The following is a 20,028-nucleotide window of genomic DNA, read 5'->3' as shown; positions in this document are numbered from 1 at the left end:
ACCAAGATGAACTCAAGCGAAGCATCGCAATTTTTGCTTAATCTGTACCACAGCGCGGTCGATGCTGTCAGCGCAAAAAAATGTCTGCCCCACTTTCTGCCCAATCCGCCCGCCAAAGGCAGAACCGTCGTTATCGGTGCAGGAAAAGGTGCAGCAGCCATGGCGAAAGTGGTAGAGGCGCATTGGCAAGGCGAGTTATCGGGCTTGGTCGTTACTCGCTATGGACATGGCGCCGACTGCAAAAAGATTGAGGTCGTCGAAGCGGCGCATCCAGTGCCCGATGAAGCAGGTCGCCAAGCGGCGGCGCGCATTCTGCAATTGGTGCAAGGACTGACCGAGGATGATTTGGTATTGTGCTTAATTTCTGGCGGTGGCTCCGCATTATTGGCCTTGCCAGCCGAGGGAATCACGCTCGAACAAAAGCAGGCAATCAACAAAGCGCTATTAAAAAGTGGTGCTGCGATTTCAGAAATGAATTGCGTGCGCAAACATTTGTCGGCGATTAAAGGCGGCCGTTTAGCGTTAGCTTGCGCTCCCGCTCGCGTGGTCACTCTGCTCATTTCCGATGTGCCGGGCGACGATGCCAACGTGATTGCCAGCGGACCAACGTTGCCCGACGCAAGCACCTGCGCACAAGCGTTAGCGATTTTACGTAAATATCAGATCGCTGTACCGAGCAATATCGAACAGCATTTAAGTTCCGGCAAAGGCGAAACTCCCAAACCCGATGATGCGCGCTTTGGTGGTCATCAACACCACATCATCGCGACAGCACAAGAAGCCTTAGAAGCCGCGGCACAAGCAGCTCGCAACGCGGGCATTACGCCCTATATCCTGTCCGACAATATCGAAGGTGAAGCCCGCGATGTGGGCATGGTGCACGGTGCGATTGCCAAACAAATCGCTAAACATGGGCAGCCTTTTGCCCGACCTTGCGTACTGATTTCTGGTGGCGAAACCACCGTGACTGTTCGCGGTTCTGGCCGTGGCGGACGCAATGCCGAATTTTTGCTCAGCCTTGCAGTAACGCTGGAAGGTCAGCCCAGCATCTACGCCATTGCATGCGATACCGACGGGATTGATGGTTCGGAAGATAATGCTGGCGCTTTGTTACGACCAGATTCAATTGACCGAGCCGAACAGCTTGGCCTACGCGCGCGAAGCCTGCTGGATAACAATGACGGCTATGGTTTTTTTAGTGCGTTAAATGATTTAGTGGTCAGCGGCCCGACTCGCACAAATGTGAATGATTTCCGCGCTATTTTGATTTTATAACTAGCGCTTAAACCAGATCAGCTCATCTGTCTTAGCTGATGTCAACGTGCAAAGCACCTGCTACCGCCTGACGCGATAACGCTGCCAAATCACGTCGATGCGCACCGTCCGATGGAAGCAAATCCAAAATCTGTAACTCGGCAATCACCGGCTCACCGCGCAGAATGATACTCATGCTTTCAGCAAACGACATGTCGCCGACAAAATCAACCCCGTTATGCAATTCGCCAGCGCCAGTTAGGTAACGCATCGCAATCGGCTGAATCGCCACTTTCGCGTGGATGGCCGCTTCAAATAAATTGGCATGAAACGGCAACACTTGACCTTGAGACGCCGTTGTCCCCTCAGGAAAAAACGCCACGCGCTCACCTGCTTCGATTTGGTCTATCAAATATTGATAAATTCGTTTCACGTCTGCTTTGCTGCCGCGAGAGATATAAATCGTACCTGCTTGCTCGGCTAACCAACCCAACAATGGCCAAGAGCGAATATCCGATTTCGCGACAAAACGGCATGGCGCAAAACTATTTACGACAAAAATATCGAGCCAAGAAATATGATTCGAAATCACAACCGAGCCTTTAGGCAACTCGGTCGCATTCATTTTGACGCGCACATTAAAAATCGGCAGCAGCTGTTGCGACCAACGTTGGATATAGTCTTTCTTCTTTTCAGGTCCACTAAACGGAAACAAAAAAAAGCAGATCGACAAGCCTTTGGTCACATGGACAAAAACGCGGAAAAGTTGGAAGTAATAGCGCAGCGAGCTCAACATAGCAATTCAAAAAAGTATCGATTAATTTAAAAACGGGTAGCTTCAAGCTACCCGATCAACAAACCTGCCCAAGCAAATGGGACCAACAAACCAATTACGTGCGGCTATACACCACGTGGCCGCCGATTATCGTTGACTGCACCACAGCCGGCAAGCTGTATCCCAAAAACGGTGTGTGCTTGCCTTGGCTGGCTAGCGCTTTTTCTTCCACCAACCATTCGCTCGCCACATTGAAAATACACAGATCAGCTTTGCTGCCGACGCTTAATTTACCAGCGTTAATTCCGGCTACACGCGCTGGGTCGCTCGTGATTTTAGCGATAGCTATCGGAAGATTGACGTGACTTTCTTGGGCCCATTTCACCGCCAATGAGAGCAGCAATTCTAGGCCAGTAGCTCCCGGCGACGCTTCGGCAAATGGGAGTAGTTTTTCATCGTCATCGACCGGCGTATGGTCGGAACAAATCGCATCGATAGTGCCGTCCAACACGGCTAAACGTAAGGAATCGCGGTCACGCGGCGAGCGCAGCGGCGGGCTTAAACGGGCGTTGGCGTCAAAGAATCCAATATCCGCATCAGACAAATGCAAATGATGCGCACCAACATCACAGCTCACATCCAAGCCTTCGCGTTTAGCTTGGCGAATTAATTCAACACCAGCGGCAGAAGAAATGCGGCACAAATGCACCCGCGCACCAGTAGAGCGTTGCAGTTCAAAAATCGTGTGCAGCGCAATGGTCTCAGCCATTACTGGAACGCCAGACAAACCCATGCGCGATGCAAACGCGCCGCTGTGCGCCACGCCGCCAACACCGATGTGCGCGTCTTGCGGACGCAACCAAACTGTGTAGCCAAACGTTTTGGCGTACTGCATAGCGCGCAGTAATACGTTGGTGTCTTCGATTAAATTTTCCGCTTGCGAAAAGCCAACGCAGCCGGCTTCCGTCAACGCGGCCATCTCCGTTAATTCTTTACCTTTCAAACCTAAGGTCAATGCACCGAGCGGATAGACATGGGCTAAATGCTGCGCCTTGGCACGTTGTTTTAACATGCCGACCAAACCAGATTCATCTAACACCGGATCCGTGTCGGGGGGGCACACCAAACTCGTCACCCCGCCATGCACGGCAGCGCGCAATTCGGATTCCAAGGTTGCTTTGTATTCGTAACCAGGTTCACGCAAACGAGCGCACAAATCGACTAACCCGGGCGTCACAAACGCGTCGCTGGCATCAATGATTTGGTCTGCTACAAAACCTTCGGGAGCTTGCCCCACGCCCGCAATTTTTCCTGCCTCGATAAACACATCTAACGGAGAATCGATATCGTTTAAAGGATCGATCACATGGCCATTTTTAATATGAAGTTTCATTCGCCTAGTTTCCCTTAGTTTCCTGCCAAAATACTCATCACTGCCATACGCACAGCAATGCCAAATGTCACTTGCGACAGAATCACCGCTTGCGGGCCGTCAGCCACTGCTGAGTCAATCTCCACGCCACGATTCATCGGGCCGGGATGCATCACAATCGCATCTGGTTTAGCTAACGCTAAACGCTCTGGCGTCAAGCCGTAGCTCTTGAAGAATTCTTGCGACGAAGGCAGCAATGCGCCGCTCATGCGTTCGTTTTGCAAACGCAAGGTGATAATCACATCGACGTCTTTTAAGCCTTCATCCATATCGGTGAATACCCGCACGCCCATTTGCTCTAAACCGCCCGGCAACAATGTGCGCGGGCCAATGGCGCGTACTTCGGGCACGCCCAACGTGGTCAGTGCGTGAATATCAGAACGTGCGACGCGGCTATGTAAAATGTCGCCAATAATGGCGACACGGAGTTGGGTGAAATCTTTTTTGTAATGCCGGATGGTGTACATATCCAGCAAACCTTGGGTTGGATGGGCATGTCGGCCATCCCCCGCGTTGACAACGTGCACATGATCTTGTTTGGTGTCGCGCAAATGTTTAGCGATCAAATACGGCGCGCCGGATTGCGAATGGCGTACCACAAACATGTCGGCCTGCATGGCGGCTAAGTTGTCGATCGTGTCGAGGAGCGATTCGCCTTTGGTGGTGCTGGAGGCGGCGATGTTGAGATTAATGACGTCAGCCGATAAACGCTTGGCGGCAATTTCAAAGGTCGTGCGAGTGCGGGTTGAGTTTTCAAAAAACAGGTTAAACACACTTTTGCCGCGCATCAAAGGGACTTTTTTTACATCCCGATTTCCGATCGATACAAACGATTCGGCGGTGTCTAAGATGTGATTAATGATGGATTTTGGCAGACCTTCCGTGGTGAGTAGATGTTGCAATTCACCGTGCTGGTTGAGTTGTGGATTATGCATTTTATGGGCTAAGGTAGGCAAAAATTATCGGTCGTAAATTGGTTAAATATCGCTGCTATGTTCTTTGCTATCGATCAAACTCAGTACCAAATGATCCGCTTGATCAGCGGTTGCTTCGCGCTTTAACAACAGCGACAGGTTTAACGGTAAATTGAGCTTTTGTGCCACAAAATCGGCCGCATAAGGCAACTCGCGTCCGCCCCGATCCACGAGGGTGGCTAATAATATTTGTGCTGGTCGGCCATAGTCAAATAATTCGTTAATCGCCGCGCGCGTGGTGCGCCCTGTAAACAACACATCGTCCACCAAAATAATCGTGGCGCCATCGACAGAAAATGGAATTTGGCTTGGTTTGACTTCGGCGTGCAAGCCTTTGGCGGCATAATCATCGCGGTAAAATGAGACGTCGATATAACCGACCGGCTGCTTAATCTGGCAATCAACAACCAAACGATCTGCGAGCCAAGCGCCGCCGGAATAAATGCCGACGATGGCGACATTGTCTAGCTGGGGTAGCGCGGCTTTGATTTGTCTGGCTAATTCAGGATATAAGGCTTCTGCGTCAAACTGCTGAATCGGATTCATGATGTCTCGTCAAAATATTGTTGCAAAATTAGCTCGGCGGATAGCGCGTCAATGATATCACCCCGCTTAGACGGAATGACAGCCGAAGTATACCGTTCATCGACCAAAGTCGTGCTAACTCCGAAGCGGCCTTCTAATTGGTTGGCAAAACGGCGGCAACGGGCGCTCATTTCGTGTTCTACGCCGTCAGGATGGCTGGGAAAGCCAACGACGCAGTGGGTGACTTGCCACTCTTTTAAAAGAGCGGCAATCGCGTCAAATTTGGCGTTATTGGATTCGGCTGAAATAACCGTTAAGGCTTGAGCTTGTTTTAAGAAAGTGTTGCCGACCGCAACACCGATGCGTTTTAGACCAAAATCAAAGGCAAGGATTGTAACGTTTTGACTAGTACTCAATGACATTCCTTGCCTTTAACTTGATGCGCTCTACGCATGTCCAGCCTCGCCGGATAACATTAGGGGATCAAAACCCAGTAATTTAATGGCCGCAGCCAGGCGCTGTTCAATCGGTAACTCAAACAAAATAGCAGGATCGGCGGGAACTGTTAGCCAGCCGTTATTGATAATTTCGTGCTCTAACTGGCCCGCACTCCAACCGGCATAGCCAACAGAGAGCAGCAGGCGTTTAGGGCCAACGCCATGCGCAACCGCTTCCAACACATCGCGCGATGTGGTGAACGATACGTGCTCGCTGATTTTGATGGTGGAGGAATAATCACCCGACGGGATATGCAACACGAAGCCGCGATCTTCTTGCACTGGGCCGCCGAACATGACGAGCTTTTTGGTTTCGGGCGAAATGTCACTGCCCATGTCGATATTGATGCGATCAAACAACGTTTCGATATTCATATCAGTCGGCTTATTAATGACTACACCCAACGCGCCACGCTCGTTGTGCTCGCAAATGTACACCACCGTCCCGCTAAACATGGGATCTTGCATTGACGGCATGGCGATTAAAAAATGATTGACTAGGTTTAATTCAGATGAGTGCATGAAATCGGTCAGGCGTGATGACTCCGGCGCAGCACCGGAGTCGGTCGATGTTGGATAAGATTTAGTATGCTGTCTCATAGTGCGATTTTAACATTCCTACTTGATTTTTTATTTTCAATATTGCAGTTTTTCAATAAATACGGCGTGTTTTACCGACCCGTAGGCGTTGAAAATCTCGCTTTTGCGCTCACAAAAATTGACTTTTTAAACACATTAAGCAATTTCGTGGCTCACAATCACAACAGCTTTTAACCATCATAGTATTTCCCAGAGAAAATGTACTGAAATTTAGTTAAATTTTGTTTCAGTTAGCGAGTTATAGAATGGCGGCTTTTAGCTAGTGCATGCGAACCAATCCAAATGAAAAATTTGATACGTAGCACACCTCACAAATTGAATTCACCATTCGCTTCTGGTTGATACAGAATCGCCAAAATCCGCAGTTGAACATTCTTCCCACTCGGCACCTGCCATTCAATCGTCTGACCAACCGACATACCCAATAATGCGCTGCCAACCGGCGCCAAGATTGAGACCGAATCGGGCAAATTGGCGTGATGCGGATAGACCAAGGTTAAGTCATATTCTGTCCCGCTCGCATCATCAATGAAACGCGCCTTGGAATTCATCGTAATCACATCAGCAGGAATCTCTTCTGGCGCCACTAATTCTGCGCGTTCCAATTCCAATGCGAGCGCTTTAACACTGGCCTCATTGCGCAAAGCGCTGGAGTCTAATAATTGCTCGATCCGTTCAAAATCAAAGGTCGATACGATAATGGGCGGTTTCGGTGACATGATGTTTTCCCTTAATGTAAGTAGTAAAAATTAGAGTGGAATGAAGGCAGTAAATGCTGTGCGCTAATAGAACAAACTACCGAACTCGTTCCCAAGGCATTGATTTTTATGAGGCTTTTCGTCAGCGTTTTATCAACCACTAGATCGAAAACAATTAAAACGAAAGGTGTGATTTTATCATAAATAACAAAAAATAATTTATTTATGATAATAAAATTGACTTAGCTCAATGCCATCGCACTGCACGTTAGCGCGCCAAGCGCTGCCCTAGTCATGTCTGAAAACGGCTAGACAGCAACATTGCGCTACGATTTAATGGCGCATGCAAAAAATTTTCCTCCCTGCCCAACACAGCCCGATTCATGGTCTTGATCATGCAACCTGTTATCGCGCTTTGTCCGCGAAAGACAGTCGGTTTGACGGCGAATTTTTTGTCGGTGTGGCTACCACCGGAATTTACTGCCGCCCGGTCTGCCGAGTTAAAACGCCGCGCGCGCACTCCTGCCATTTTTTCCCGAATGCGAGCGCTGCCGAAGCCGCGGGGTTTAGGCCGTGTTTGCGCTGCCGCCCCGAATTAGCGCCCTACGCCCTTCAACAAAATTTAGCCCACGCGATCTGGCATCGAATCGCTTCTGGCGCATTAAACTTTGGCGGAAACATGCAGCAGTTAGCCGATCATGTGGGCTTATCAACGCGCCAATTGCAGCGTTTGATGCAAACCCATTTTGGCGTATCTCCCGTCGAACTAGCACAAACTGCGCGGCTGCTGTTCGCCAAAAAGCTGCTGCAAGAAACTGATTTGCCAATGATTGATTTGGCCTATGCCGCAGGCTTTGGCAGTGTGCGGCGCTTCAATGCCTTGTTTTTGGAGCGCTACGGCATTGCTCCTAGCCGCATTCGGCGCAACACAAGCAATCGCACCAACCTAAACAACCAAAGCGCCGACGCCATCACGCTGCGCCTTGCGTATCGCGCGCCGTTTGCTTGGGATGAGATGTTGAATTATTTAACTGGGCGACTCATCGCCGGTGTTGAATGTATTCAAGGATCGGGGCCGCAACGGTTTTATCTCCGCAGCGTAAATTTGTCGCATGGCGATCAAGAGTTAATCGGCTGGTATCGTGCCGCCCATTTGCAGAAAGAGCAGCAAATTGAAGTCCAAGTTGCCAGTCAATTAGCACCGATTTTGATGATTTTGCTGGACAAGATTCGCCAGCAATTTGATCTTGATGCCAATCCCAATGTGATTGAATCGCATTTAAAACTCAATCCGCTGTTAGCACCACAATGCAGCGCCACACCGGGACTGCGAGTGCCGGGAGCATTTGATTCTTTTGAACTCGCCATTCGTGCGATTTTGGGTCAACAGATTAGTGTGGCCGCAGCGACCACGATTTCGGGGCGGTTAGCCCGAGGTTTTGGCACGCCGATTTCTGACGGTTTTATTCCAGATTCTGCACGCCAAGATATTACGCATTACTTCCCGCGCGCCGCGCAATTAGCGCAAAACAAAGTCACTGAATTAACCCAGATCGGGTTGACCACTGCGCGGGCAGAAACGGTGTTGGCCTTCGCTAAATTTGCCGCCGATGGTGGCTTGGACTTAGCTCCAGGAATCGGCCTACAACAAGCAGTGGAGCAGCTCAAAACAGTGCGCGGCATAGGCGATTGGACGGCACATTACATCGCCCTACGCGCTTTGCGTTTTCCTGATGCTTTTCCATCAGGCGATTTAGGTTTGCAAAAAGCACTTGCAAAGCAACTAGGTCAAGAAAAAGTCAGCGCCACGCAACTGCAACTCGAGGCCGAGAAATGGTCGCCGTGGCGCGGTTATGCGGCCCTGCTCCTGTGGCAATCGTTGAGCCACAACCCCTAATTTAAAAAGCTCTCTACGCTTTGAGGAAAGCCATGACCAAGTCAATCAGCTACACCCAATATGTTTCGCCGCTCGGTGAAATGACCCTAGCCGGAACCAAGGATGGGTTGTGCGGTGCGTATTTTTTTGATCAGCGCAGTTTTAAAGGAATCAAGGATTGGCCCAGAGATGACCACAATCCGCACTTAGTTAAGGCTGCTAAGGAATTATCGGAATACTTTGCTGGCAAGCGCGATGGGTTTGATGTGCAGCTCGATTTGGCGGTGCATGGAACGGCATTTCAACAATCGGTTTGGCGCGCACTATTAAACATCGAATTCGGCCAAACCAGCACGTATGGCGCGCATGCTAACTCGATTAATAAACCATTGGCAGTCAGAGCCGTTGGCGGTGCCATTGGGAAGAATCCAATATCGATCATCGTCCCCTGCCACCGAGTGATCGGCAGCAACGGCGCGTTGACGGGCTATGACGGAGGATTGGATAGAAAAAAATATTTACTACGGCTTGAAGGCGTTCTTTAACTCGCTCAATTGGCAGAAACTGTGCTCACAGTTTTTCCAGTCTCTGCCTTGCTTTGCAAACCATTCCAACCGCCGCCAAGTGCTTTGACTAGATACACCGCATTCGTCATTTGCTGACCTTGAATTTGAATAGCTTGCCGTTGGCTGGCCAATAAAGCTTGCTGCGCCGTGATCACATTTAAATAGATATCCAATCCGCCATTGTAGCGATCGTTGGCGAGTTCAAATGCGCGGGCGGAACTCTTCACAGCCGATTGCGCTTGTTTATTCGCCGCATCCAACAGCGTTGATGCATCCACGCCGGTTTGCACTTCCTGCATCGCGACTAAAACGGTTTGACGGTAATTTGCCAATGTCGATTGGTAGCCCGATTCGGCGATACCAACGGTGGCGTTGGTTTTACCGTTATCAAATAAGGTTTGCGTCAAGCTAGCACCGAGTGACCACAGAATACTGGGCGCATTAAATAAATTAGAGAACTCCGTGCTATTCCACCCGCCATTAGCCGACAGCATTAGCGACGGATAATAGGCAGCGCGGGCCACGCCAATATTGGCATTAGCTACCGCCATCGCGCGCTCTGCCGAAGCGACATCGGGGCGACGTTGCAACACATCCGAAGGCACACCAACTGGGAAAGCGGGCACATTAAATACGTTCACCTGTGCCGCCAACGTAAATTCTGGCGCAGCTTTACCGCTTAAGGTGGACAAGGCATTCTGAGCGGCAGCACGTTGATTTTGTAGCAGGATTAATTGCGTTTTGCTGCTATCCAACAGGGCTTGTTGCTGTGCTAAATCCAAACCGTTAGCCGCGTTTAAATCGTGGCGAACCTGAATAAAATCCAAGGCTTTTTGTTGCAACACCACGCTTTTTTGAACCAAGTCAATTTCCGCATCGAGCTCACGGAGTTTGAAATAATCCGTGGCCAATTCGGACAGTACCACTAAGCGAGCATTTTCAAAGTCGGCCTCAGCTTGGGCTTGCGCGGCAGTTGCGCTCTCAACGACGCGCCGCACGCGACCAAACAAATCGGCTTCATAGTTCACGGCAAAACCGACTTGCGGGTTAGATTGCACGGTCGATTGATTTTGACTTCCATAGGCCGCCACGGGTCGGTCAGCAGAAGTTTTTGTGCGAGCATCGCCCGCAGTCAACGCCAAACTAGGCAGTTGAACAGCAGAAGCGACTGAGAGCTGTAATCGAGCTTGCTTTAAATGCTCTGCCGCGACGACTAAACTCTGGTTGTGCGTCAAGGCTTGCTGCTCCAAGACGTTCAATTGGGCATCGCCAAACATCTCCCACCAATTGCCCTTCAAACTCCCATCGTTAGGCGTAGCGGTTTGAAAAGTCTTACCTTGGGCCTGCGCATCCCAATTCGCGGGCAGCGTTAATTCCACTTTTTTATAGTCGGGGCCGACCGCGCAGCCCGCTAACCAACTCAGCAGCAAGGCATTGGCTGAGTAGAACTGTAGGCGACTTAGCTTGATCATGAATGCGCTTTCCCTGCTTCAGTTTCTTTTTTAGGCTCGGGCTTTTTCACCGTCACAACGTCGTTATCGGACAAAGAATCCGGTGGATTCAAAATCAGATTGTCGGTGGCATTAATGCCGCTCAAAATTTCTACCACTTTCCCTAAGTCGCGACCGACTTTGACGGTGTGTAATTTAACTTTACCGGCCTCGTCCACCACGGCGATTTGCGTGCCATCGGCGCGGAACAGCAATACATTGGACGGTACTTGCAGGGCGTTGGTGGAGCCGCTTACCGGCAATTTAACTTGAACAAACGAACCAGCCATGAGCTTTTTATCGGCATTGGGAACGCGAATTTCGACCTGCAACGTGCGTGTTGCTACGTCGATTGCGCCCGCGGTACGCACGATTTTTCCTTGGAAAACGTGATCCGCTAATTCTGTTTGCGAAATTGAGACCGTTTCGCCTACTTTAATTTGCTGAGAAAATGCTTGCGGCACGTACACATACAAACGCAGCGGATCAACTTGCGCCATGGTGAACAAGGCGGTGCCCGTGCTGCCCGCACCGATCAAATCACCGACTTCCACATTGCGGCGGGTTACCACACCAGAAAATGGCGCAACGATGTTTTTAAAGCCTTCTAATTTTTTCAAGCGGCCCACGTTGGCATTCGCCGCTTCAAAATTAGCCGTCGCTTGGGTGTAGGCGCTGCGGCGTTCATCCAGCTCTTGTTGGGTCACTGCATCTTTTTTACGCAATTCTTCCCAACGTTGCGCTGAACTCTTGGCTAGCTCCAAACTGGATGCGGCTTGCTCTTTGGCCGCAACAGCCTGAGCCAATTCTTTATCCACTTCGGGCGTATCGATTTCGGCCAGCACTTCACCTTTGGCTACGCTACTGCCAATGTCTTTGTTCCAGCGCACGACATAGCCTGTGCTGCGCGCAAAAATCGGTGCTTCGATCAAACCTTGCAAGGAACTCGGCAGCGTAACGCTTCCAGCATTGGCGCTGCTTTGAGCATGAATAACCGACACAAACACGCGCGAATTTTGCTCGGTCGCTTTGGCTAACTGTTCGGCATGCAGAACGCGGGTGGCAACGGTCGCGCCAGCGCCAACGAGCAACAACACAAGGGCGACAGCGCTCCATAATTTGGCGCGCTTTAAAATCACCGCATGCGCTACATGCTCGCGTGGGCCGTGACTTAAGTCCTTGTGCAGCCCCAATTTATCGTGATGATTTTCAGACATGTTAACTATTTCCTTCTGGTGTTTTTTCTACGTTGGCTGCCAGCGCGGGCTGGGCTGATGTATGTTTTTTGTGCTCTTTACGCTTTTCTAAGCGGCGATGAATTCCAGCAAAAACGATAGGCACGAAGAATAAGGTGGAAATCGTCGCGAACAACAATCCACCGATCACAGCGCGACCCAAAGGCGCATTTTGCTCGGCCCCTTCACCAAACCCAATCGCCATTGGAATCATCCCGATAATCATCGCCAAAGCCGTCATCACCACCGGACGAATCCGCGTCGCGCCAGCTTCTAAGGCGGCCGACAAAGCAGGCAATCCATCCAATAAACGTTGGCGCGCAAACGAGACCATCAAAATACTATTGGCCGTTGCCACACCCATGGTCATAATCGCGCCGGTCAAGGCGGGTACGCTCAAATGTGTTCCGGTTAAGAACAGCATCCAAACAATACCAGCCAAGGCCGCGGGCAAAGCGGTAATGATGATGAAGGGATCAACCCAGGATTGGAAATTGACCACAATGAGCAAATACACCAGCACAATGGCCATCGCCAAACCCACACCTAAACCGAAGAAGGAAGACTTCATCGTCTCCACCTGTCCGCGCATGACGATGTGTGTACCACGTGGCAAAGTAGGCTCAACTTGTGCCATTAATTTTTCCACCTGTGCTGCAACGGCACCTAGGTCTTTGCCTTCCACGCTGACGTACAAATCAATGATAGGCGCGATGTTGTAATGATTTACCCCCGCCATTTGTTCAGCAGGTTTAACCGAAACCAAATTGCTTAATAGTTGCGGTTTGGCGTTTGGATCGTTGGCTGGTTTTACTGGAGTCGATAACAAGGCATCCATATCGCCCACTTGATATTGCGGTGTTTGAATGGTGATGCCGTACACCACGCCGTTGCTTGGATTTAACCAAAAGGCTGGCGCAGTGGTGGTGCTTCCGGCTAACGACATCAACACGTTTTGCGATACATCCGATGGATTCAAACCGAGTTGCTTGATTTGATCCCTATCCATGTTCAAGGACAACGTTGGCAGATTTAAGCGCTGGTGAATGTGCACGTCCACGGCGCCGCGAATCTGTTTGACTTCCTTCATGAGCTTGCTGGCGATTTTGTAATTAGCGGCTAAATCATTTCCAGAAATTTGCACGTCCATTGCGGCTGGCAAACCAAAGTTCAAAATCTGGGTAACGATGTCGGCGGGCTGGAAGAAAAATTCCACACCCGGAAAACGTTGCGGCAATTCACGACGCAAAATATCGATGTATTTTGCGCTTGGTTGATGATGTTCGCTGAGTGACAGCAAAATTTCACCATCCATCGTGCCAATCGTTCCGGCATTGCTGTAAGAGAGATTAATACCGCTATAAGGCAAACCGAGATTATCCAACACCGTTTCTAACTCGCTTGCGGGGATGATTTCGCGGATAACTTTTTCAACTTCATCGGCCACGCGCGCGGTTTGTTCAATTCGTGTGCCTGTTGGTGTGCGCATGTGCAAACGAATTTGTCCGGAATCAACGCTAGGGAAAAAGTCGCGTCCCAAGAAAAACACCAATCCCAGCGACAGCAAGCAGAAGCCTAAAAACGCGCTACCGAACAATTTACGGTGCGTAATGAGCTTCGCCAAAATAATCACGTAACCACCGCGGAACTTCTCAAACGCGGCATCGAAGCGGCGATAAACCCTTTGCAACAAACTAGGCTTAGCATTCGAATCAGCCGGCGCATGATCCATCATCAACATCACCATGGTTGGGACCAAAGTACGCGACAGCACATAAGATGCCAACATCGCAAAGACTACAGCTTCCGCCAACGGAACAAATAAATAACGCGCCACGCCGGTCAAGAAGAACATCGGCACAAACACGATACAAATACACAAAGTTGATACCAAGGCGGGCACGGCGATTTCACCCGCGCCGTCCAAAATCGCGGTGTGCAAATCGGAACCCAAATGCAAATGGCGCTCAATGTTTTCTATCGTCACCGTGGCATCATCGACCAAAATACCGACCGCCAAGGCCAAGCCGCCCAAGGTCATGATATTGATCGTTTCACCAAATGCGTACAGCGCCAGAATCGAGGACAAAATCGACAAAGGAATCGACACCGCAATAATGCAGGTGCTGCGCCAGTTACCCAAAAACAGCAGAATCATCGCAGCAGTTAAACAGGCGGCAATCAAGGCTTCGTGAATCACGCCGGTAATCGCGGCGCGCACAAACACCGATTGATCAAACAAGGGCTTAACGACTAATTCTTTAGGCAAACTTTGCAAGGCGTTGGGTAAAATTTCGCGCAGTTTATTCACCACATCCAAGGTCGAGGCATTCCCGTTTTTGAGCACCGAGACCAACACACCGCGCTCACCGTTCTGGCGCACGATATTGGTTTGGGTTGAAAAGCCATCGCGCACGTGGGCGACTTCGGACAAATTCGTAGAGGTCCCGTTTTTGGCGAGCACTGGCACGTTGTTCAAGCCAGCAATCGTGTCGGGTGAACCGTTCATGGCCACGTTATATTCGGTCAATCCCATCTTGACTGTGCCCGATGGCAGCACCAAGTTTTGGGCGCTCACGGCATTGACCACATCAGTCGGCGTCAACCCCTTTGCTAGCAGCGCATTGGTATCCAAATCGACCGAAACCACGCGCATTTTTCCGCCGTAGGGATTTGGAATCGCTGCGCCCGGAACCGTTACCAATTGTGGACGCAAAAAATTCAGCGCAGTGTCGCTTAAGGCTTGCTCGGTCATGGTTGCGCTCGATAATCCAAGCTGAATGACCGGAATACTGGAAGCCGAATATTTAATCACCAAGGGCGGGGTAATCCCCGGCGGCAATTGACGTAACTGCGCCTGCTCAATCGCAACCACTTGAGCAATCGCGGTCTGAATATTGGCGTTAGGTTGGAAGAAGACTTTAATGACAGCGATACCCGACAGCGAGGTCGATTCGATGTGTTCGATATCGTTTACTGTCGTGGTCAATACGCGCTCGTTCGGACCGGTAATGCGCTGCCCTATTTCTTGTGCAGACAAACCGCCGTAGTTCCAAACAATACTGATAACGGGAATATTAATGTCAGGAAAAATATCCGTCGCCATTTTGGTCAATACCAAGGGCGTGGATAACAAGATGAGTAGCGCCATTACGATAAAAGTGTAAGGACGCCGGAGAGCAATATTTACGATCCACATGTTCTATTTTTTTCCGCTCTGAATGCCAAAAATGACTGGCGGCAATTATATCTGAAAGGAAATATGGCCGTGCCCAGCGCTTCGAAACGGCTTGTAACAACAGCGCTGTTTTGGGCTATAAATCGGACTAAAAGCGCGTAAAACCCCGATTTCAATACGATAAACAGATAAAGTAATTCGAAAAACGCGAATAACCGCGCTTGGTCGCGCGAAAAAGGGCGAAAGCTGTCAAAATATGGCTCTTCGTGCTTCAAAAAGCCCCTTTTCCTACCTCAAATCGAAAGTTGTCTTGAAAACCTCCGACTTTATCCGCCTCATTAGCCTCGCCGCCATTTGGGGCGCCAGCTTTCTTTTCATGCGAATTATCGTGCCCGTGCTTGGCCCGATTCCCAGTTCCTTTGTGCGGGTTGTGTTCGCCTCGGTCGGCTTAATCGTGATCTTGCTGGCCATGCGTACTCAGTTTAATTTCCACGGCAAATTACGCTCGCTGTTGCTGCTCGGTGTGTTTAGCAGCGGCATTCCGGTGGTGATGTACAGCTTTGCGGCGCAAGTGTTACCGGCAGGTTATTCGGCGATTTTTAATGCCACGACGCCGTTGATGGGGATACTGATCGGCGCCCTATTTTTCTCAGAAAAACTAAACCTCTTTAAAGCGTTGGGAGTCGTTTTTGGCTTGGCTGGCGTGGCGGTATTAACGCGCACCGGGCCGGTGGCATTGGACACCAACGTTTTGCTCGGCGCACTGGCTTGCTTGGTTGCCACGAGTTGTTATGGCTTAGCTGGCTTTTTAACTAAGCGCTGGATTTCGGATAAAGGCGGATTGGATAGCAAATTGGTCGCGCTTGGCAGTCAACTAGGTGCGGTCGGTTTATTGGTTCCGGTCTTTGCCGTCAATGTCAGTGCCGCGCCGCCAGCGACTTGGGGCTCAACGGGAGTTTGGCTCGCAGTCGCTGGATTGGGCTTTGTGTGCACCTCCTTAGCCTATATTATGTATTTCCGACTAATTGCCGACATTGGTCCTGTGAAATCGCTCACCGTTACTTTTTTAATCCCACCGTTTGGCGTGTTGTGGGGGGCGATATTTTTAAAGGAACAATTGACCTTAGCTCATTTGACCGGCGGATTCTTAATCGCCATCGCTTTATGGTTAGTCTTAAAGCCGCCTCAATTTAAACCTGCTGTTGCCGCCCAATCGTTAAGCAAATAAAGGATAGCCATGCCCTACGTTAATTTCAAAATCACGCGCGAAGGCGCCACTGCGGAACAAAAAGCCGCTTTAATTAAAGGTGTAACACAATTGCTGGTGGACGTTTTAGGCAAAAATCCGCAAACCACTGTGGTCGTGATCGACGAGGTCGATACCGATAATTGGGGCATAGGTGGCGAGAGCGTGACGGTGCGTCGGCGCGATGGTCGATAAACCAGCTACACATCAGCAGCAACACAGCACCTACAATCGCGGCCAAGCGTGGAAGGTGGCGCTCAGCGGCGTGGTCGCACTGGGTGTCGCACTCGGTATCGGGCGCTTCGCTTTTTCGCCTTTGTTGCCGATGATGTTGCACGACAAAGTCGTCACGCTGACCGAAGGCGGTTGGCTGGCGACGGCAAATTACGTGGGCTATTTTTTAGGCGCGCTGCTTTGTATGACATTGCGTGGCAATGCGGCGAACTACATTCGTACCGGTTTGGCGCTCACTGTACTGCTTACGGCAGGCATGGGCTTTTCATCCAATCTTTGGCTGCTGATTTTTTTCCGAACCATGGCCGGCATTGCCAGCGCCTTGGTATTTGTGTTTACCTCGGGCTGGTGCATGCAGCGTTTAAATCAACTCGGCTCACCGACTTTGGGCGGCATGATTTATACCGGCCCGGGATTGGGTATTTTGGTTACCGGCATTCCGGTAAGCTTTATGGTCATTGCCAACTGGTCAGCGCATAGCGGCTGGCTAGTTTTCACCGCGATGGGTCTGATCGGAAGCGCATTAATCTGGTCCACCTTCACCAACAAACCCATCCGCTTCGACAATATCGAATCGGTCGATCAAGCAAACAATCCATCTCACTCAATTGCAGCTCCCTTAGTAGCAGCGCAGCTGCCCGCAAAAGAACAAGCCCACCAAACCCGCTGGCTAATCATAGGCTACGGCCTTGCAGGTCTGGGCTACATCATTACCGCCACATTTTTACCAGTCATGGCGCGCGTGACGCTGCCAAATTCCATCTGGCCAGCGTTGTTCTGGCCTATCTTAGGACTAAGCATCGCCATCGGCTCGGCCTTGACCGTGCGCGTCCCGATGCACATCGATAACCGATTAATGCTGTTGCTCTGTTACATTGTTCAAGCAGCAGGCGTAATAGGCGTCATCATTCTTCCTAACGTAGCCGGTTTCTTATTAAGCAGCATTCTTGTCGGCCTGCCTTTTAGCGCTATCGTATTCTTCGCCATGCGCGACGCCCGCCGCCTAAGAGGCGAATCCGCCAGCCGCTTAATGGGCTTATTGACTGCGATCTACGGGATTGGCCAAATCAGCGGCCCACCGATTGCCACCTATCTCGTGGTATTAACCGGCTCGTTTAATGCATCGCTGTGGGTGGCTGCGGGAGCGTTGGCGATTGGGGCCTTGTTGTTTGCGACATTGGTTAGGCAGAGTAAGCGCAATCCAAAGTAAATGGGCTTAGCCAAAGCGGTTTGCTCAGCCAGGTTTTTGACCAAATACGCGCTGAGATTTATCTTCATTACTAATAACTTACCCCACTCTATTTCAGCTCAACAATTGGGTAAATACATGGAGTAGAAAGTAGGGTTGGTTGAGGTGCAGCGGGCAATTCTATGGACATACTCTCACTCTGAATAACGGTGTTGGCATAACAAAAACACCCCCGCCCCGCAGGAATTCAGGGCTATCTTGAACTATGAGTATCAAACTCCCCTCCTCAAAAAAATAATATCTAACCGTCCCCATTACCTTCATGCAACAAATGCTACAATTCTCCAGCATTTTTGTATCAAGGCTCAACTCCAACAATCCCAAAACTCGAGACCTAAAATGACCAAAAAATCCCTAGCCTACAAGCTGACCCTAACCTTGCTATGCCTCGGCCTATCAGGTTTAAGCTACAGCGCCGAAACAACCTCAACAAGCTCCACCACCCAAGATAAAAAAGAAGACAAAACGCCGGAAGCCAAAGTCTTCACCTCCAAACACCAAATCACCATCGACGGCAAATCCCTAGCCTACACCGCCACAGCAGGCACGATGCTGATCAAAAATAATAAAGATGAGCCGATCGCTCTGTTCGGATTCACCGCCTACGTCAAAGACGGCGGCGAGCAAAAGAATCGCCCCATCATGTTCGCCTATAACGGCGGCCCGGGCTCATCATCCGCGTGGCTGCACATGGGAATTATGGGACCCAAGCGCGCGGTGTTGAAGGATTTAGATGTCAATTCACGCGGCCCTTTTAACACCGTCGATAACGAATTCAGCATTGTCGATCACGCCGATTTAGTAATGATCGATCCGATTGGCACCGGCTTTTCCCGTCCGATTGGTAAAGGCGAAGGCAAAGACTTTTGGGGCGTCGATCAAGACATCAAATCGGTATCAAGCTTCATCGTGCAATACGTTTCGCAAAATAACCGCTGGGCTTCACCCAAGTTTGTTTTAGGCGAAAGCTACGGCGGCATGCGCACCGGCGGCGTATCGTATGAATTGCTGACCCATTACAACATGGCGCTTAATGGGATTATTTTGGTCTCGCCTTACCTCGATTTCGCAAGCGGCAATGCCGGCATCAAAATCGACACACCTTATGTCAATTTCTTAACCACCTTCGCCTCCACCGCTTGGTATCACAACGCCTTGGCCTATCGTCCAGCGGAACTGCAACCTTTCTTACGTGAAGTCGAAGCCTTTGCGCGCGACGTGTATGCGCCCGTGTTATTTAAAGGTGTGCACGCCAGCGCAGAAGAGCGTGCGCAAGTTTTGGCGGGTTTAGAGAAATACACCGGCGTAAAAGCGAGCTACTGGGATAAAGCCAATTTGCGTATGGACGAAGGTCACTTCTTACAAGAATTAATGCGCGACAAAGGCATTGCCATTGGTCGTATCGATTCACGCTATCAAGGCCCCAACATTAATGGCTTGTCTGAAACTACCGTGTACGATCCGTTCGGATCAGCCATTGCACCGGGCTTAGTTGCAGCATTCAATTCCTACTACCGCCAAGAATTAAAAGTAGAATCCGACCGCGAATACCAATTATCGAGCGGCGAAGTCGGCATGAACTGGGATGATCGCCACGTGCAGCCAGACAGCGGCGGCATGAAAGTGCCAGCCCCAAACACCGCCGTTGATTTAGCCTATGCGATGTCACTCAACCCCAAGATGAAAGTGTTAATCGATTCTGGCTATTTTGATCTAGCTTGTCCATATGGCACGGTAGATTTTGTGGTGGATCATTTGGATATTCCTGCCAATATTCGCGGCAATATCACGATTGAACATTACGAAGCGGGACACATGATGTACATCCATCCGGGTTCGCAACCTAAGTTTAAAAAGACCTTGGCGGATTTTGTGGATAGTAATAGCAAGTAAATCGATTGCGGTAACGTCGTTTCAGTGAAATCCGGTGCAAGTACGCACCGGATTTTTTTTGCGCAACGGATTTTTACGAATGTGCTGTCGAACAAGTTCTCATTGTCCAAAATAGTATTTAATATTTATAAAAAAATAATCTTGTGTTATTTTCATTGCTTCCATCTTTCTTTAACACTGGAACCTCCATGCCGCATCCCACCCGCACCCTCTCCATCCACAGCCCAGCCATCCCACAAATCAACGATCCATCCGCCCTAATCCCCGTGCGTCTGTCCGGTTCTGACGCCATGAATCATCTGTTTG

The 20,028-nt window shown here is 50.2% G+C and carries 17 protein-coding genes; 7 read left to right on the top strand and 10 right to left on the bottom strand.

What is annotated here, in order from left to right; translation table 11 throughout:
- The first annotated feature begins 6 nt into the window (after positions 1-6).
- Positions 7-1,275, top strand: a complete 1,269-nt coding sequence (locus E2I14_RS18455; protein ID WP_133331296.1) for a glycerate kinase type-2 family protein — start codon at positions 7-9, stop codon at positions 1,273-1,275.
- 31 nt (positions 1,276-1,306) lie between these two features.
- Here E2I14_RS18455 and E2I14_RS18450 read toward each other — a convergent pair whose 3' ends face one another.
- From E2I14_RS18450 to rnk, 7 genes are all read right to left on the bottom strand, one after another.
- Entirely contained in the window at positions 1,307-2,050 is a 744-nt protein-coding gene (locus E2I14_RS18450) for a lysophospholipid acyltransferase family protein (RefSeq protein WP_133331294.1), read from the bottom strand.
- Between the two features lie 94 nt (positions 2,051-2,144).
- Entirely contained in the window at positions 2,145-3,422 is a 1,278-nt protein-coding gene (locus tag E2I14_RS18445) for a dihydroorotase (RefSeq protein ID WP_133331292.1), read from the bottom strand.
- 14 nt (positions 3,423-3,436) lie between these two features.
- The gene (locus E2I14_RS18440; RefSeq protein ID WP_133331290.1) at positions 3,437-4,396 is read right to left on the bottom strand and encodes an aspartate carbamoyltransferase catalytic subunit; all 960 of its coding nucleotides are present in this window, start codon (positions 4,394-4,396) and stop codon (positions 3,437-3,439) included.
- Positions 4,397-4,438: 42 nt separating this feature from the next.
- Positions 4,439-4,981, bottom strand: a complete 543-nt coding sequence (pyrR, locus tag E2I14_RS18435) for a bifunctional pyr operon transcriptional regulator/uracil phosphoribosyltransferase PyrR (protein ID WP_133331288.1) — start codon at positions 4,979-4,981, stop codon at positions 4,439-4,441.
- On the bottom strand, positions 4,978-5,376 hold the full coding sequence (ruvX, locus tag E2I14_RS18430; RefSeq protein WP_227544807.1) for a Holliday junction resolvase RuvX: 399 nt from the start codon (positions 5,374-5,376) through the stop codon (positions 4,978-4,980). Before ruvX ends, pyrR begins: the two co-directional genes overlap by 4 nt.
- 30 nt (positions 5,377-5,406) lie before the next feature.
- The gene (locus E2I14_RS18425) at positions 5,407-6,057 is read right to left on the bottom strand and encodes a YqgE/AlgH family protein (RefSeq protein WP_133331284.1); all 651 of its coding nucleotides are present in this window, start codon (positions 6,055-6,057) and stop codon (positions 5,407-5,409) included.
- Positions 6,058-6,365: 308 nt separating this feature from the next.
- The gene (gene rnk, locus E2I14_RS18420; RefSeq protein ID WP_133331282.1) at positions 6,366-6,776 is read right to left on the bottom strand and encodes a nucleoside diphosphate kinase regulator; all 411 of its coding nucleotides are present in this window, start codon (positions 6,774-6,776) and stop codon (positions 6,366-6,368) included.
- A gap of 322 nt (positions 6,777-7,098) precedes the next feature.
- Between rnk and E2I14_RS18415 the strand changes: the two genes are divergently transcribed.
- A complete protein-coding gene (locus tag E2I14_RS18415; RefSeq protein WP_133331280.1) occupies positions 7,099-8,652 on the top strand; it encodes a DNA-3-methyladenine glycosylase 2 family protein in 1,554 nt (517 codons plus the stop codon).
- Between the two features lie 32 nt (positions 8,653-8,684).
- Positions 8,685-9,176 carry a methylated-DNA--[protein]-cysteine S-methyltransferase gene (locus E2I14_RS18410; protein ID WP_133331278.1) on the top strand — a complete coding sequence of 164 codons (492 nt, stop codon included), beginning with the start codon at positions 8,685-8,687 and terminating at the stop codon, positions 9,174-9,176.
- A gap of 5 nt (positions 9,177-9,181) precedes the next feature.
- Here E2I14_RS18410 and E2I14_RS18405 read toward each other — a convergent pair whose 3' ends face one another.
- The 3 genes from E2I14_RS18405 to E2I14_RS18395 are packed head-to-tail and all read right to left on the bottom strand — an operon-like array spanning position 9,182 to position 15,121.
- Positions 9,182-10,669 (bottom strand): efflux transporter outer membrane subunit, encoded by a 1,488-nt coding sequence (locus E2I14_RS18405; RefSeq protein ID WP_133331276.1) that lies wholly within the window; start codon positions 10,667-10,669, stop codon positions 9,182-9,184.
- Complete coding sequence (locus E2I14_RS18400) at positions 10,666-11,904, bottom strand: efflux RND transporter periplasmic adaptor subunit (RefSeq protein WP_133331274.1); 1,239 nt, start codon at positions 11,902-11,904, stop codon at positions 10,666-10,668. Before E2I14_RS18400 ends, E2I14_RS18405 begins: the two co-directional genes overlap by 4 nt.
- Before the next feature lies 1 nt (position 11,905).
- On the bottom strand, positions 11,906-15,121 hold the full coding sequence (locus E2I14_RS18395; protein WP_133331273.1) for an efflux RND transporter permease subunit: 3,216 nt from the start codon (positions 15,119-15,121) through the stop codon (positions 11,906-11,908).
- 289 nt (positions 15,122-15,410) lie between these two features.
- On the opposite strand from E2I14_RS18395, the gene E2I14_RS18390 reads away from it, so the two are divergent.
- From E2I14_RS18390 to E2I14_RS18375, 4 genes are all read left to right on the top strand, one after another.
- Positions 15,411-16,328 (top strand): DMT family transporter, encoded by a 918-nt coding sequence (locus E2I14_RS18390; RefSeq protein WP_206105682.1) that lies wholly within the window; start codon positions 15,411-15,413, stop codon positions 16,326-16,328.
- A 9-nt stretch (positions 16,329-16,337) separates the two neighbouring features.
- Positions 16,338-16,541: a 2-hydroxymuconate tautomerase family protein gene (locus E2I14_RS18385; protein ID WP_133331269.1), complete on the top strand. Its 204-nt coding sequence runs from the start codon at positions 16,338-16,340 to the stop codon at positions 16,539-16,541.
- The gene (locus E2I14_RS18380; RefSeq protein WP_133331267.1) at positions 16,531-17,790 is read left to right on the top strand and encodes a YbfB/YjiJ family MFS transporter; all 1,260 of its coding nucleotides are present in this window, start codon (positions 16,531-16,533) and stop codon (positions 17,788-17,790) included. Before E2I14_RS18385 ends, E2I14_RS18380 begins: the two co-directional genes overlap by 11 nt.
- A gap of 378 nt (positions 17,791-18,168) precedes the next feature.
- Entirely contained in the window at positions 18,169-19,722 is a 1,554-nt protein-coding gene (locus E2I14_RS18375) for a S10 family peptidase (RefSeq protein WP_133331265.1), read from the top strand.
- Positions 19,723-20,028 lie beyond the last annotated feature (306 nt).

The sequence above is a fragment of the Sapientia aquatica genome (assembly GCF_004358105.1).
Taxonomy (GTDB): domain Bacteria; phylum Pseudomonadota; class Gammaproteobacteria; order Burkholderiales; family Burkholderiaceae_D; genus Solimicrobium; species Solimicrobium aquaticum.
Note: the sequence above shows the minus strand (reverse complement) of the source record. Positions and strands in the feature narration are given on the sequence as shown.

Excerpts from the sequence above, each read along its gene's own strand:
- E2I14_RS18455 (WP_133331296.1), top strand. The coding sequence starts at position 7 with ATGAACTCAAGCGAAGCATCGCAATTTTTGCTTAATCTGTACCACAGC.
- E2I14_RS18450 (WP_133331294.1), bottom strand. The coding sequence starts at position 2,050 with ATGTTGAGCTCGCTGCGCTATTACTTCCAACTTTTCCGCGTTTTTGTC.
- E2I14_RS18445 (WP_133331292.1), bottom strand. The coding sequence starts at position 3,422 with ATGAAACTTCATATTAAAAATGGCCATGTGATCGATCCTTTAAACGAT.
- E2I14_RS18440 (WP_133331290.1), bottom strand. The coding sequence starts at position 4,396 with ATGCATAATCCACAACTCAACCAGCACGGTGAATTGCAACATCTACTC.
- pyrR (WP_133331288.1), bottom strand. The coding sequence starts at position 4,981 with ATGAATCCGATTCAGCAGTTTGACGCAGAAGCCTTATATCCTGAATTA.
- E2I14_RS18425 (WP_133331284.1), bottom strand. The coding sequence starts at position 6,057 with ATGAGACAGCATACTAAATCTTATCCAACATCGACCGACTCCGGTGCT.
- rnk (WP_133331282.1), bottom strand. The coding sequence starts at position 6,776 with ATGTCACCGAAACCGCCCATTATCGTATCGACCTTTGATTTTGAACGG.
- E2I14_RS18415 (WP_133331280.1), top strand. The coding sequence starts at position 7,099 with ATGCAAAAAATTTTCCTCCCTGCCCAACACAGCCCGATTCATGGTCTT.
- E2I14_RS18410 (WP_133331278.1), top strand. The coding sequence starts at position 8,685 with ATGACCAAGTCAATCAGCTACACCCAATATGTTTCGCCGCTCGGTGAA.
- E2I14_RS18405 (WP_133331276.1), bottom strand. The coding sequence starts at position 10,669 with ATGATCAAGCTAAGTCGCCTACAGTTCTACTCAGCCAATGCCTTGCTG.
- E2I14_RS18400 (WP_133331274.1), bottom strand. The coding sequence starts at position 11,904 with ATGTCTGAAAATCATCACGATAAATTGGGGCTGCACAAGGACTTAAGT.
- E2I14_RS18395 (WP_133331273.1), bottom strand. The coding sequence starts at position 15,121 with ATGTGGATCGTAAATATTGCTCTCCGGCGTCCTTACACTTTTATCGTA.
- E2I14_RS18385 (WP_133331269.1), top strand. The coding sequence starts at position 16,338 with ATGCCCTACGTTAATTTCAAAATCACGCGCGAAGGCGCCACTGCGGAA.
- E2I14_RS18380 (WP_133331267.1), top strand. The coding sequence starts at position 16,531 with ATGGTCGATAAACCAGCTACACATCAGCAGCAACACAGCACCTACAAT.
- E2I14_RS18375 (WP_133331265.1), top strand. The coding sequence starts at position 18,169 with ATGACCAAAAAATCCCTAGCCTACAAGCTGACCCTAACCTTGCTATGC.